At 58.7% G+C, this 13260-nt stretch carries 15 protein-coding genes; 9 read left to right on the top strand and 6 right to left on the bottom strand.

The features are described 5' to 3' along the window. Positions 1-104: 104 nt before the first annotated feature. From AC1RKH_RS17415 to AC1RKH_RS17405, 3 genes are all read left to right on the top strand, one after another. Positions 105-308, top strand: coding sequence for a tautomerase family protein (locus AC1RKH_RS17415; RefSeq protein WP_123423555.1), 204 nt, complete (start codon positions 105-107; stop codon positions 306-308). Between the two features lie 210 nt (positions 309-518). Continuing rightward, positions 519-947: a DUF4160 domain-containing protein gene (locus AC1RKH_RS17410; RefSeq protein WP_493063606.1), complete on the top strand. Its 429-nt coding sequence runs from the start codon at positions 519-521 to the stop codon at positions 945-947. Then, positions 944-1387, top strand: coding sequence for a DUF2442 domain-containing protein (locus tag AC1RKH_RS17405; protein ID WP_493063607.1), 444 nt, complete (start codon positions 944-946; stop codon positions 1385-1387). Before AC1RKH_RS17410 ends, AC1RKH_RS17405 begins: the two co-directional genes overlap by 4 nt. Positions 1388-1441: 54 nt before the next feature. Here the strand turns inward: AC1RKH_RS17405 and trmA are convergent, their stop codons facing one another. Together trmA and AC1RKH_RS17395 are read right to left on the bottom strand one after the other, a co-directional pair. Beyond that, positions 1442-2521, bottom strand: coding sequence for a tRNA (uridine(54)-C5)-methyltransferase TrmA (trmA, locus tag AC1RKH_RS17400; protein ID WP_493063608.1), 1080 nt, complete (start codon positions 2519-2521; stop codon positions 1442-1444). After that, on the bottom strand, positions 2518-3813 hold the full coding sequence (locus AC1RKH_RS17395) for an NCS2 family permease (RefSeq protein WP_123423557.1): 1296 nt from the start codon (positions 3811-3813) through the stop codon (positions 2518-2520). The genes trmA and AC1RKH_RS17395 overlap by 4 nt, the downstream gene beginning before the upstream one ends. Before the next feature lie 204 nt (positions 3814-4017). Here AC1RKH_RS17395 and AC1RKH_RS17390 point away from each other — a divergent pair, with 204 nt between their 5' ends. Both AC1RKH_RS17390 and AC1RKH_RS17385 read left to right on the top strand, forming a co-directional pair. Further along, positions 4018-4476, top strand: coding sequence for a DUF4879 domain-containing protein (locus AC1RKH_RS17390; RefSeq protein ID WP_493063609.1), 459 nt, complete (start codon positions 4018-4020; stop codon positions 4474-4476). A gap of 81 nt (positions 4477-4557) precedes the next feature. Further along, positions 4558-5109 (top strand): DJ-1 family glyoxalase III, encoded by a 552-nt coding sequence (locus tag AC1RKH_RS17385; RefSeq protein ID WP_401122495.1) that lies wholly within the window; start codon positions 4558-4560, stop codon positions 5107-5109. Here AC1RKH_RS17385 and AC1RKH_RS17380 read toward each other — a convergent pair. After that, the gene (locus tag AC1RKH_RS17380; protein WP_493063610.1) at positions 5075-6358 is read right to left on the bottom strand and encodes an MFS transporter; all 1284 of its coding nucleotides are present in this window, start codon (positions 6356-6358) and stop codon (positions 5075-5077) included. The two genes, AC1RKH_RS17385 and AC1RKH_RS17380, sit on opposite strands and share 35 nt — an antisense overlap. A 419-nt stretch (positions 6359-6777) precedes the next feature. Here AC1RKH_RS17380 and AC1RKH_RS17375 point away from each other — a divergent pair, with 419 nt between their 5' ends. From AC1RKH_RS17375 to AC1RKH_RS17365, 3 genes are all read left to right on the top strand, one after another. Then, entirely contained in the window at positions 6778-8211 is a 1434-nt protein-coding gene (locus tag AC1RKH_RS17375) for a cytochrome ubiquinol oxidase subunit I (RefSeq protein WP_493063611.1), read from the top strand. A 3-nt stretch (positions 8212-8214) separates the two neighbouring features. Next, positions 8215-9222, top strand: coding sequence for a cytochrome d ubiquinol oxidase subunit II (gene cydB / locus AC1RKH_RS17370; protein ID WP_123423562.1), 1008 nt, complete (start codon positions 8215-8217; stop codon positions 9220-9222). A 68-nt stretch (positions 9223-9290) separates the two neighbouring features. Beyond that, complete coding sequence (locus AC1RKH_RS17365) at positions 9291-9458, top strand: DUF2474 domain-containing protein (RefSeq protein ID WP_123583190.1); 168 nt, start codon at positions 9291-9293, stop codon at positions 9456-9458. A gap of 84 nt (positions 9459-9542) precedes the next feature. Here AC1RKH_RS17365 and AC1RKH_RS17360 read toward each other — a convergent pair whose 3' ends face one another. Next, positions 9543-10667 (bottom strand): methyltransferase, encoded by a 1125-nt coding sequence (locus AC1RKH_RS17360; protein ID WP_493063612.1) that lies wholly within the window; start codon positions 10665-10667, stop codon positions 9543-9545. 201 nt (positions 10668-10868) lie between these two features. Continuing rightward, positions 10869-11585, bottom strand: coding sequence for an autoinducer binding domain-containing protein (locus AC1RKH_RS17355; RefSeq protein WP_493063613.1), 717 nt, complete (start codon positions 11583-11585; stop codon positions 10869-10871). 333 nt (positions 11586-11918) lie between these two features. Between AC1RKH_RS17355 and AC1RKH_RS17350 the strand changes: the two genes are divergently transcribed. Then, complete coding sequence (locus AC1RKH_RS17350) at positions 11919-12695, top strand: ferredoxin--NADP reductase (protein ID WP_493063614.1); 777 nt, start codon at positions 11919-11921, stop codon at positions 12693-12695. Between the two features lie 50 nt (positions 12696-12745). Here AC1RKH_RS17350 and mscL read toward each other — a convergent pair whose 3' ends face one another. Beyond that, the gene (mscL, locus tag AC1RKH_RS17345; RefSeq protein ID WP_216743452.1) at positions 12746-13159 is read right to left on the bottom strand and encodes a large-conductance mechanosensitive channel protein MscL; all 414 of its coding nucleotides are present in this window, start codon (positions 13157-13159) and stop codon (positions 12746-12748) included. Positions 13160-13260 lie beyond the last annotated feature (101 nt).

Genomic DNA, 13260 nt, shown 5'->3' with positions numbered 1-13260 from the left:
CGGCAGCACCACCGGTCAGGTATTGGCGGTCAATGGCGGAATGAGCGCTGGCAAGTGGTAAACATTGGGCTGCATTTTCCTGATCACATCACTGGAGAAACATCATGCCTTTCGTAAGCGTGCGTATTACCCGCGACGGTGCCACCAAGGAACAGAAAGCCCAGGTCATTGCCGAAATCACCGACACCTTGCACCGGGTCCTCGGTAAACGGCCAGACTTGACCCACATTGTGATCGAAGAAATCGACACCGATAACTGGGGTTATGCCGGCATGACCACCACCGAGTATCGACAGCAGCAGGGATGAGTATTGCTGTCCAAATCGCCGTCCTCGTGACGGCTTTTGTGGGTGTAATGAAAGGATTGCTTACCATTTTGCCCGGTGGTTTGCGGACCTGCGGTGATCTCGAACGCTAGTCTCAGGTTGCAGTGACCGATGGCATGGATACAGCCAGTTGTCGGAATCTCAAAGGAATGTCGGGTCTTCGGAGTTCAATAACCTAACAGATGGGTTAGCATGAAAATATGCACCTACAAAGGGCTGGCACTGGTGGTCATGCTGCGTGACGAGCACTGCCCACCGCACGTGCATGTGGATGCAGGCACATGGAGTGCGCGTTTCATCTTCAGTTTCTGGCACAACGGCGTCGAGCTCTGGGATGTCCTCCCGCACTCGCGCCGCCCGCCTTTGGCTGTTTTGGAGGGATTACGTCAGGCGCTGAAACAGCCCGCCCATTTACGTCGTGCTCGCAGTATCTGGTGGGTGAAATTGCAGACCACCTGTCTGCGCAATCAGTTATGGGATTGGCAGACCAATGAAGTAGTGCTGATGAAGCGGATCGCCAGTACGACCTATCAGATCGCCTCGGCTCGTTATGAGGTCAAGGACAACAAAACCCTGATGGAGCTGATAGGCGCGCCAGAGGGGGTGGAGATAGAGCTATGAAAACGATACAGGCAAAAGTGCAATTCGATCGACCGCTGACAGAGGCCGCTCTGGATGAGGCCATCGAGCGAGGCGAAGCGACTCGTCGTGGGTTGAATGTGATCAGTGTGAGTTTTCAGGAGCTCTGTCTGTCGATCGGCTTCGAGGATGGTAGCGCTGTGGTGTTGCCGGTGAAGAACTACCCGGAGTTCGACGGTTTCGAGGCGGCAGACTTCGAGCCGTTCAAGGTCGGTTTCGGCGGGACGGCGCTCTGTCATGAGGGCAAGGACTTGCAGGTCTCTATCGCCGGGATGATCCAGGCGAGCAAACCGTTGATGGACATGGCCGCTTCGGTGATCGCCAGCCGCAATGGCCGCCAGAGCAGTGCCGCCAAGGCTCAGGCGGCCCGTGCCAATGGCAAGAAAGGCGGGCGTCCGCGCAAGGTTGATATTGCGCTTTGATCAGCGACAAAAAAGCCGTCATCAAGACGGCTGTTTTGTATTGAACGTGTGCAATCAACGCCGGGTCAGCAAGACCCCGGATTCCATGTGGTGCGTCCACGGGAACTGATCGAACATCGCGCAGCGGGTGATGCGGTGGGTGTCGTGCAATTGGGCGATGTTGGCCGCCAGCGTCTCCGGGTTGCACGAGATGTACAGAATGTTCTCGAAGCGTCGGGTCAGCTCGCACGTGTCCGGGTCCATGCCGGCGCGCGGCGGGTCGACGAATACGCTACCGAACTCGTAGCTCTTCAGATCAATGCCGTGCAAACGGCGGAACGGGCGAACTTCATTCAACGCTTCGGTCAGCTCTTCGGCAGACAACCGCACCAGAGTGACGTTATCCACAGCGTTTTCACTGAGGTTGCTCAGCGCCGCATTCACCGAGGTCTTGCTGATTTCGGTAGCCAGCACTTTGCGCACGCGGGTCGCCAGCGGCAGGGTGAAGTTACCGTTGCCGCAATACAGCTCCAGCAAATCGTCGGAACGATCACCCAGGGCGTCGTACGCCCAGTTGAGCATCTTCTGGTTCACCGTGCCGTTCGGCTGAGTGAACGCGCCTTCAGGTTGGCGATAGCTGAAGGTGCGACCACCGACTTCAAGTTTCTCGACCACATAATCATGGCCGATCACTTCGCGTTTGCCCTTGGAACGACCGATCACGCTGACATTCAGGTCCGCGGCCAGTTTTGAAGCCGCCGTGTGCCAGTGCTCGTCCAGCGGACGGTGATAACACAAGGTGATCATCGCATCGCCGGCCAGGGTGGTCAGGAACTCCACCTGAAACAGCTTGTGGCTCAAGGCGGCGCTGGCTTGCCAGGCGGCCTTGAGCTGCGGCATCAACTGGTTGATGCGCAGGCTGGCGATCGGGAATTCTTCGATCAGGATCGGCGTGCGTTTGTCTTCCTGGGAGAACATCGCGTAGTGACGCTCGCCGGCTTCGCGCCACAGACGGAATTCGGCGCGCAGGCGAAAGTTCTTCAATGGCGAGTCGAACACCGCAGGTTCAGGTGCATCGAACGGCGCCAGCAGGTCACGCAAGCGCGTGGCCTTTTCTTCGAGCTGAGCAGTGTAAGCCTGGGAATCGAAAGTCATGCGTTGAACCAACCCAACTTGATCACGAACAGAATCGACAGAATCACCAACGCCGAGTTCAGTTCACGGCCACGGCCGGACAGCAACTTGATCGCGGTCCAGGAAATGAAACCGAACGCGATACCGTTGGCGATGGAGTAAGTGAACGGCATGGCCAGCGCGGTAACCACCACAGGCGCGGCGACAGTGATGTCGTCCCAGTCTATTTCCGCCAGGCCCGAGGTCATCAGTACCGCGACGAACAGCAGGGCGGGTGCGGTGGCGAACGCCGGTACGCTGCTGGCCAGCGGTGCGAAGAACAGCGCCAGCAGGAACAGGATCGCCACGACTACAGCCGTCAGACCGGTACGACCGCCGGCGCTGACGCCCGCCGCCGATTCGATGTAACTGGTGGTGGTCGAAGTGCCCAGCAGGGAACCGGCCATGGCCGCGGTGCTGTCGGCGATCAGCGCACGACCCATTTTTGGCATGTGGCCGTCCTTGCCCATCAGGCCGGCGCGCTTGGCGACGCCGATCAGGGTGCCGGAGTTGTCGAACAGATCGACGAACAGGAAAGCGAAAATCACGCTGACCAGACCGATGTCCAACGCGCCCTTGATGTCCAGTTGCAGGAAGGTCGGCGCCAGCGAAGGTGGCATCGCCATCACGCCGCCGAACGGTGTGAAGCCCAGGGCGATGGAAACGATGGTCACGGCCAGGATGCCGATCAGTACCGCACCGCGCACTTTCAGGGCTTCAAGGGCAACGATCAGTGCAAAACCCAGAGTCGCGAGGATCGGTGCCGGTTGTTTCAGGTCGCCGAGGCCAACCATGGTCGCCGGGTTGCTGACCACGATACCGGCGTTGTGCAGGGCGATCAGCGCCAGGAACAGGCCGATACCGGCGGCAATCGCTGAGCGCAACGCCAGCGGGATGCTGTTGATGATCCATTCGCGGATGCGAAAGATCGACAACAGGAAAAACATGACCGCCGAGATGAACACCGCACCCAGCGCCACTTGCCAGGTGTGGCCCATGTGCAGAACCACGGTGTAGGTGAAGAAGGCATTCAGGCCCATGCCCGGTGCCAGCGCGATCGGGTAGTTGGCGATCAGGCCCATGGTCGTCGAGCCGATGGCCGCAGCCAGGCACGTTGCGACAAACACCGCGCCCTTGTCCATGCCGGTCTCGCCGAGGATGCTCGGGTTGACGAACAGAATGTAGGCCATGGCCAAAAAGGTCGTGATACCGGCAAGAATCTCGGTACGCACGTTAGTGTTGTGTGCCTTGAGTTGAAACAGCCTTTCCAGCATGTCTGCTCCCCGTGGCGCGCCCGGCGCCGTGAATGTATCGACTTCAACAGCAAAGCACAGGCCGTGCCAGGCGCCTGAGTATTTTCTGTCGGTCGGAAAAAGCCGCGCATCATACCAGCAGCGTGCGGCTATGGCTGCGATCGTCGCCGATGTTTTGTCGTCTGGGGGAGTGGGGCATACTGCGCGCTGGTTTCAGGAGGGAATATGTCTTCTATAAAGAGCAGGATGATTCTGGCATTTGGCCTGTTTGGCACCTTGTTGGTCGGCGCGCAAAGCGCAATGGCGGCGTCCGCACCACCGTTGAGTGAAGTCAAGGTCCTCAAGGTCCAGTCGACGTCCTGCGGCATTGAAAATATTGCGCCAGGGCAGGAGAAGACGCAGTGCGATCACGCAGGACCGAACATCAAGATCTATGTGCTGGAGATCGGCTACGGCCGCCTGGCGAATGCAACGCTGGACGGATTTGAAGTCGATGGCGTACGGACCCCTGTCTGCGCCTATGGCAACGGCAATCTGACGGAATGCTCCGGCATGGCCAGCAAGATCGTCGGCAATCTCTACGTCTTTGATCTGGCGGGTAAGCAGGAAGGTACGTTCACCTTCAGCAATACCTCGATCAATGCTCCCGGCAATACGATGTCGACGCAGCTGTACATCAAGTAGCGTTTATTGGGTAACAGCACCGCTCGAACATCTGTCAGCAAAGCTGACTACGCTTTAAAGATCACCCTGTGGACGCAGACCATGACCTTTAGAGCCCTGATTACCCTTGCCGAAGGTATCGACGACCTGCAAGGCGTGACACTGATCGACGTGTTACGCCGTGCGAAAGTCGAAGTGGTGGTGGCGAGCATCGAATCGCGGCGCATGCTCACCTGCGCCCGTGGCACCCGACTGACCGCCGACGCGATGCTGGTCGATGTGCTGGCGCAACCGTTCGATCTGGTCGTTCTACCCGGCGGTGCCGTCGGCGCTCAGCGCCTGGCAGCTCATCAACCCTTGTTACAGCTGGTCAAGGATCAATCCGCCGCCGGGCGCCTGTTTGCCGCTATCGCCGAGTCACCGGCGCTGGCGCTGCAAGACTTTGGCGTATTGCGTCAGCGGCGCATGACCTGTCTTCCCGCGGCCAGCCATCATTTGCTCGGCTGCACATTCGTCGATCAACCTGTGGTCGTCGACGGCAACTGCATCACCGCCCAAGGTTCGAGCGCTGCCCTGGCGTTTGCGTTGATGCTGGTTGAACGACTGTGTGGCAAGGCCGTCAGGGCTGCGGTGGCGGGGGAGTTGCTGGTGTAGCGGATACCGCTGAGGCTTTCGGCTCATCCACCGGTACATGCATGCGGTCGCGCTGGGCCAGGGTCGGGAACAGTTTGATCCAGGTCCCGGTGACCAGCAGCGTACCGATCCCGCCCATGACCACCGCCGGTACGGTGCCGAACCAGTGGGCGGTGAGGCCGGACTCGAACTCGCCCAACTGGTTCGAGGCGCCGATGAACAAACCGTTCACCGCGCTGACCCGGCCGCGCATTTCGTCCGGGGTTTCCAGTTGCACGAAGGACGCGCGGATCACCATGCTGATCATGTCTGCCGCGCCGAGCACCACCAGCACCGCCAGCGAGAACCAGAACGAGGTCGACAGGCCGAAGGCGATGGTCGCGACGCCGAACACCCCGACGGCCGTGAACATGACGCGTCCGACGTTGCGCTCCACGGCAAATCGCGCCAGCCATAACGACATCAACAAGGCCCCGACCGCTGGCGCCGAGCGCAGCAGACCCAGCCCCCAGGGACCTGTCAGCAGGATGTCCCTGGCAAATACCGGCAGCAGCGCGGTGGCACCACCGAGCAAGACCGCGAACAGGTCCAGTGAGATCGCCCCGAGAATGTCCGGGCGACTGCGAATGAAGCGAATCCCGGCGAGCAACGAATCGAGGGTCGCCTTGCCCTTGTTCAGCGGGGTTTGCCGCGCGGGCAGGTTGAGCATCAGGGTGCAGGCGATGAGGTACAGAATCACCGTCGGGCCATACACCCAGACGCTGCCGAAGGCATACAGCAAACCGCCCAACGCTGGCGCGACAATGGTTGCCGATTGCTGCGCCGACTGGGATGCCGCCACCGCGCGCGGAAACAGAGCACTGGGGACGATGGTCGGCAGCAACGCCTGGGTGGTCGGCATTTCGAACGAGCGGGCGGCGCCGAGCAGGAACGCGAGGATGAAGATCATCTCGCGGGTGACATGCTCGGTAGCACTGCCGATGGCCAGGGCGAGGGCGATCATCGCCTGCAACGATTGGCAGATGGCCGCGACCTTGCGCCGGTCATAGCGGTCCGCCACATGCCCGGTGTGGAGCATGAACAACACTCGTGGCGCGAACTCCACCAGCCCGACCAGCCCCAGGTCCAGCACATTGCCGGTCAGTTGGTAGAGGTTCCAGCCGATCGCCACGGTGAGCATCTGGAAACCGCTGGCGGTGAATACCCGCGCCAGCCAGAACGCAATGAACGGCCGGTGATGGCGTAACAACAGCGGGGCTTGGGTCGGCATCGGCGGGCAGGTCTGAACGAGGAAAAACCGAGATTATCACCAAGTTGTAACTAAAGGTGCGCAGGTCGGAGGGTAGGAGCTGCCGCAGGCTGCGATCTTTTGATCTTCGCTTGTCGGCAGCTCCCATAGCCTGATTGAAAAGATCGCAGGCTTCGCCAGCTCCTACGGAGGGGCTGAGGCAACCTGTCACGCGGCAAAAGACCACACAGTCCGGCGGCGAAAATGGGACTACTCTTTCATCGTTACTTGATCCAGATCAAAACCCTTGGTGGATTTGCTCTGACGGCCAGATGGCCAGACTCCCTGCGTTGCGATGGTTGTAAAAAACAACGAATTTGAATTCGCCACACTCCATAACCGTGGGGGCGGTGGGTGCAGGCTTCCAGCCAGCAGCCGTATTACCAGACAGAGGAAGACTTATGTTCGGTTTGGAGGCACTTGATCTCGCCCGAATTCAGTTCGCGTTCACCATCTCATTCCACATCCTGTTCCCGGCCATCACCATCGGCCTGGCGAGTTACCTGGCGGTGCTCGAAGGCTTGTGGCTGAAGACCCACAACGATACCTACCGTGATCTGTACCACTTCTGGTCGAAGATCTTTGCCGTCAACTTCGGCATGGGCGTGGTCTCCGGATTGGTCATGGCCTATCAGTTTGGCACCAACTGGAGCCGCTTTTCGGATTTTGCCGGTTCCGTCACCGGACCGTTGCTGACCTATGAAGTGCTCACGGCATTCTTCCTCGAAGCCGGTTTCCTCGGCGTCATGTTGTTCGGCTGGAACAAGGTCGGGCGCAAGCTGCACTTTTTCGCCACCGTCATGGTGGCCATCGGCACGCTGATCTCGACCTTCTGGATTCTTGCCTCCAACAGCTGGATGCAAACCCCGCAGGGCTACGAAATCGTTAACGGCCAGGTGATTCCGGTGGACTGGCTGGCGGTGATTTTCAACCCGTCGTTCCCGTACCGCTTGATGCACATGGCCACGGCAGCCTTTGTGGCCACTGCATTCTTTGTCGGCTCGTCGGCCGCCTGGCACCTGTTGCGGGGCCGTGATAACCCGGCGATTCGCACCATGCTGTCGATGGCCATGTGGATGGCCCTGATCGTTGCGCCGATTCAGGCGGTGATCGGTGACTTCCACGGCCTCAACACGCTCGAGCATCAGCCGGCAAAAATCGCCGCGATCGAAGGTCACTGGGAAAACGTCGGCAATGAACCAACCCCGCTGATCCTGTTCGGCTGGCCGGACATGAAAGCCGAGAAGACCAGATTCGCGGTAGAGATTCCCTACCTGGGCAGCCTGATCCTGACTCACTCGCTGGACAAACAGGTTCCGGCGCTCAAGGAGTTCGCCCCTGAAGACCGGCCGAATTCGACCATCGTGTTCTGGTCGTTCCGGATCATGGTCGGGCTGGGCTTCCTGATGATCTTCACCGGGCTGTGGAGCCTGTGGCTGCGCAAGCGTGACAGGCTGTATTCGAACCGTGCGTTCCTCTACCTGGCCTTGTGGATGGGGCCATCGGGCCTGATCGCGATACTCGCCGGTTGGTTCACCACTGAAATCGGGCGTCAGCCGTGGGTGGTGTACGGGCTGATGCGCACTGCCGACGCTTCATCCATGCACAGTTTCTTGCAGATGAGCATTACGCTGGCGCTGTTCGTCGTGGTCTATTTCTCGCTGTTTGGTGTCGGTCTGGGCTACATGATGCGCCTGGTGCGCAAAGGGCCGAAAATCAACGAAGGTGCCGAGACGAGCCACGGTGGCCCTGGTCAGCAACGTACGCCGGCCCGTCCGCTTTCCGCGGCCGACGATAACGGTGATCACAACCACAGCCTGAACAAGGGGAATTGAGTCATGGGTATTGATCTTCCGCTGATCTGGGCCGTGATCATCATCTTCGGCATCATGATGTACGTGGTCATGGATGGCTTTGACCTGGGGATCGGCATTCTCTTCCCCTTCATCAAGGGCGACCGTGACCGCGACGTGATGATGAACACCGTCGCCCCGGTCTGGGACGGTAACGAAACCTGGCTGGTATTGGGTGGCGCGGCGTTGTTCGGCGCCTTCCCGCTGGCGTATTCGGTGGTGCTGTCGGCGTTGTACTTGCCGCTGATTCTGATGCTGATCGGCTTGATCTTCCGCGGTGTGGCCTTCGAGTTCCGCTTCAAGGCCAAGGACGACAAGCGGCACATCTGGGACAAGTGCTTCATCGGCGGCTCGCTGACGGCGACGTTCTTTCAGGGCGTGGCACTGGGGGCGTTTATCGACGGCATACCGGTGGTCAATCGGCAGTTCGCTGGCGGCACGCTGGACTGGCTGACACCGTTCTCGCTGTTCTGTGGCGTGGCGCTGATCGTCGCTTATGCGCTGCTCGGCTGCACTTGGCTGATCATGAAAACCGAAGGCAAGTTGCAGGAGCAGATGCACAACCTGGCGCGACCGCTGGCGTTCGTGGTGTTGGCGGTGACCGGTATCGTCAGCATCTGGACCCCGCTGGCGCATGCCGAGATTGCTGCGCGCTGGTTCACCCTGCCGAACCTGTTCTGGTTCCTGCCGGTGCCGATCCTGGTGCTGGTGACGATGTACGGTTTACTGCGCGCTGTGGCCCGTAACGCTCACTACACGCCGTTCCTGTTGACCCTGGTGCTGATCTTCCTCGGTTACAGCGGTCTGGGTATCAGCCTGTGGCCGAACATCGTACCGCCGTCGATCTCGATCTGGGACGCCGCCGCACCGCCGCAAAGCCAGGGCTTCATGCTGGTTGGCACCTTGTTCATCATCCCGTTCATTCTGGGCTACACCTTCTGGAGCTACTACGTGTTCCGCGGCAAGGTGACCCACGAAGACGGTTACCACTAGTAGGAGCAAAGCTTGCTCGCGATGGCGCCTTGAAAGGCGCCATCAAACCCAGACCGAGGACCCGGGCAATGGCGGATAAACACTCTTTGCAGGAAATCGAGCAGGCTGAAAAGAAGCCGCTCTGGCAGCGTCTTGGCTGGTTGGCAATGATCTGGACCGGCAGCGTACTGGCGCTGTTTGTCGTGGCCAGCCTGATGCGCATGTTCATGAATGCTGCAGGCCTGACCACTCACTGATCGACCCGAACATCCCATCCCGTGCTTTGCGGCACGGATTTATAACCCTCCGCTGGAGGGTTTTTTTTGCCTGGGCGTTGGCCGTTATTTACGGGCTTTGAGGATCACGAATTTGGGCGTTGCCGCAACCTGTTCGACACCTCGGAACAGGCGCGCCAGTTTGCTGTGATAACCCAGATGACGGTTGCCGACGATGTACAGCGCGCCGCCCACCACCAGCGCTTCGCGAGCTTGCTGGAACATCCGCCAGGCGAGGAAATCACCGACCACCTGTTGCTGATGGAAGGGTGGATTGCACAGCACCACGTCCAGCGATTGCGCTTCCTGCCCGGCCAGACCATCGCCCGCGCGCACGATGACATCGCGCTCACCGAGGGCTGCCTGCCAGTTCTCGGCAGCGGACTGCACGGCCATGAACGACTCGTCCACCAGCGTGTAATGGGCTTGCGGGTTTTGCAGGGCACTGGCGATTGCCAACACACCGTTGCCGCAACCCAGATCGGCGACCCGCGCGTTGCCGAGGTTTTTCGGAAGATGAGGGAGAAATGCCCGGGTGCCGATGTCCAGACCTTCGCGACAGAACACGTTGGCGTGGTTGAGTAGCTCGATTGCCGGCTCGTCGAGTTTGTAGCGAGTCGGGTAGGGCGACTGCGCGGGTTGTCTGGCGTCGGGTGCGGCAATCAGCAAGCGGGCTTTCTTGACCGCAAGCGAAGCTTGCACCGGGCCGATGTAGCGCTCCAGCAGATCACCGGCAGCCCGTGGCAGGTGTTTGACCATGGCCGCGGCAACCACTTGTGCGCCGGGTGCCAGTTGCGTTTGCAGGCGGATCAATTGCTCTTCCAGCAACGCCAGGGTCTTGGGAACACGGATCAGTACCCAATCGAACGGACCGACCAGAGGCGCGCTGGCGGGCAGCACCGACACCGCATCAAAGGGAAGGCCATTGCGTACCAGATTCTTTTCGAGGGCCTGGATCGCGAGGAAGGAGTCGCTGCTGCTCGTGACCTGAACCTTGCCGACGAGGCTCGCCGCCAGCGCACCAAAACTGTCATTGAGCACCAGAACCCGGGTAGCGGCGTTAGGCTGCTGTTCGGCCAGATGATCAAGCAGATACTCGTCGGCCGCATCGAAAGCTTGCAGCGGTTCGTTCTGCTGTTCGGGTTGGCGGATCAGGTCAAGTTGGGCGAAGGGACTTTCGAGCAGGGGCATGAGGCGGGGACTCTGGATAATCAACGGGTGTCCCGCGGTTCTGCACGTATTGAATGCTGGCGGGACCGCCTGAGCGGAATTCGTCGCGAGGTCTCTCGCGTCATCACTCAGAGGGACGTAAATGGTACGTTTTTTTCCGCTGGATTACTCGCTGGTTTTCCTTCGTGTTCAGCGCTGACACGCCGTGGTATTGGTTGAGGTTCAGATCAAATGACTCTTTGCTGCATGCACGACGGCAGAAATCTTGTTGGTGACGCCCAGTTTTCTGATCGCGCTGCCAATGTGGAAATTCACCGTACGCGGGCTGAGATTGAGGATGATCCCGATGTCCAGGGCGGTCTTGCCTTCCGCAGACCACTTCAGCACCTCCGTTTCTCGTGGCGATAAATGAGTCACACTCACGCACCCCGGATTCTTGCTGGTCAGCTTTTGTGTGGCGAGGGTGTGCAGCTTATGGCTGATGAACGTCGCGTAACCGAGGTTTTCATAGAGTTCATAAGCGCTGATTCGACAATGACTTCGGGCCACGCTGAGCATGCTGCTGCTGTGGTTGTTAACGTCATGTACCGGCTGTGACCAACCGTACTGCAAGCCTTGCTCCGCGAGCGCGCGCCAGAGCTCGGGGACCTTGGCGAAGGTGTCTCTGTCCCAGAGAATGGGCAGCATTGATTGGCAGCAATGCGCCACTATTGGATCTATCGTGTAGTAGTTGTTTTGTTCATAGTGCGTGTTCCAGTCATGTGAGTAGTTATTAAGGTTTATGTCATTAAAACAATGGCTTGTCGCATGAGAAGACATCGAAAACGAGCAGTATTCGTAACCAAGGTTGTTAAAGAAATCGAGTGCGATCTTGTAAGCATTTTCAATGCTTGACTCATAAATCAGCTGTTTGAGCTGGGCCTCCTTCCAGATATCCATAGAACCCTCTCCTTTATGTTGCTTGGTGGACGCCGATTGGATCCAAAGCTTACGCGTCACGATTGTAGGATAAGTCTTACTCGCATGAAGTGATCTTTTTGTTCTTGAGTGGCCCGTTAAATGAATAACCGGTTCTTAGAGTGGCAGTCTCTGTAGAAAGCGCGAGGGTTTGACTGTCATTTATAGCGTGTTAAATTTTTTTATTCGGGCAACGGTCCGAGCGTTTAACGTTTTGGTTAATAGTTTTCCATTCATTAATGCCACTACAAACCGACGGTGTTTCTTCGCGCAGCTTTGCGGGACACTGGAACGACCAGACCTATGGAGCGCCCCATGACCGCCAGCGCAGAGAAGTTCACCCGTCAAACCCTGCTCTATGTCCAGCCGTTGACGCCCAACTTGTTCACCTTGCGTACAACGCGAGATCCCGGTTTTCGTTTTCGTGCCGGGCAATTTGCCCGTTTGGGGGTCACCAGACCCGATGGCAGCACGGTATGGCGCGCCTATTCCATGGTCTCTTCACCCCATGACGAGTTTCTTGAGTTCTTTTCCATCGTCGTACCGGGTGGCGAATTTACCAGCGAGCTGAGTCGTCTGGAGGTGGGCGATACCTTGATGGTCGACCGTCAGGCCTTCGGCTTTTTGACCCTTGATCGCTTTGTCGATGGGCGTGATCTCTGGTTGTTGTCCACGGGGACTGGTATCGCGCCGTTTCTGTCGATCCTGCAGGACTTCGAGGTCTGGGAGAAATTCGAGCGAATCATTCTGGTGTATAGCGTGCGCGAAGCGCGTGAGCTGGCTTATCAGGCGCTGATTGCCGAGTTGGCAGCGCGCGACTATCTGGCGGAGCACCACCATAAACTGCAATTCATCGCCACTGTTACCCGCGAGCAGCATCTGCACGCATTGAGCGGGCGCATCACCCAGTTAATCAAGAATGGTGAACTGGAGCGGGTGGCTGGCGTCGCCATAACGGCCGAGCATTCGCGAGTAATGCTCTGCGGCAACCCGCAGATGATCGATGACACGCGCAATCTGCTGAAAGAGCGCGACATGCAACTGAGCCTGAGTCGTCGACCTGGCCAGGTGGCCGTCGAGAACTACTGGTAATGAAAAACGGCGCCTGATCAAGGCGCCGTTTTTTTATCGCAGTACAGCCTTCAGGGCTTGTTGTTCTGCGCTTTGAGCAGGTCGCGAATCTCGCTCAGCAGCTCTTCTTCCTTGGTCGGAACCGGTGGCAGGCTTGGCGCCACAGCCTCTTCACGCTTCAGGCGGTTGATGGCTTTCACGCCCATGAAGATCGCGAACGCGACGATCAGGAAGTCGATAATGCTCTGGATGAATTTACCGTAGGCCAGCACCACGGCCGGGACAGTGCCCTGCGCCGCTTTCAGCGTGACCGCCAGGTCCGCGAAGTCCACCCCGCCGATCAGCAGGCCGATTGGCGGCATGACGACGTCACCGACAAACGACGAAACGATCTTGCCGAACGCGGCGCCGATGATAATACCGACGGCCATGTCGACCACATTACCTTTGACCGCGAAGGCCTTGAACTCACTTATCACGCCCATAGGTTATTCCTTGTTACAGATGAGGTTGGTGAGCGCAGTGTAAATCAGCAAGTCGGGTCGTGCTCGACACAACTGCTTACAGCGCTCGCAGCTATCGACCC

It is taken from the genome of Pseudomonas sp. GW822-FHT06B12, from assembly GCF_058799675.1.
This window is presented reverse-complemented; position numbering and strand designations above follow the sequence as displayed.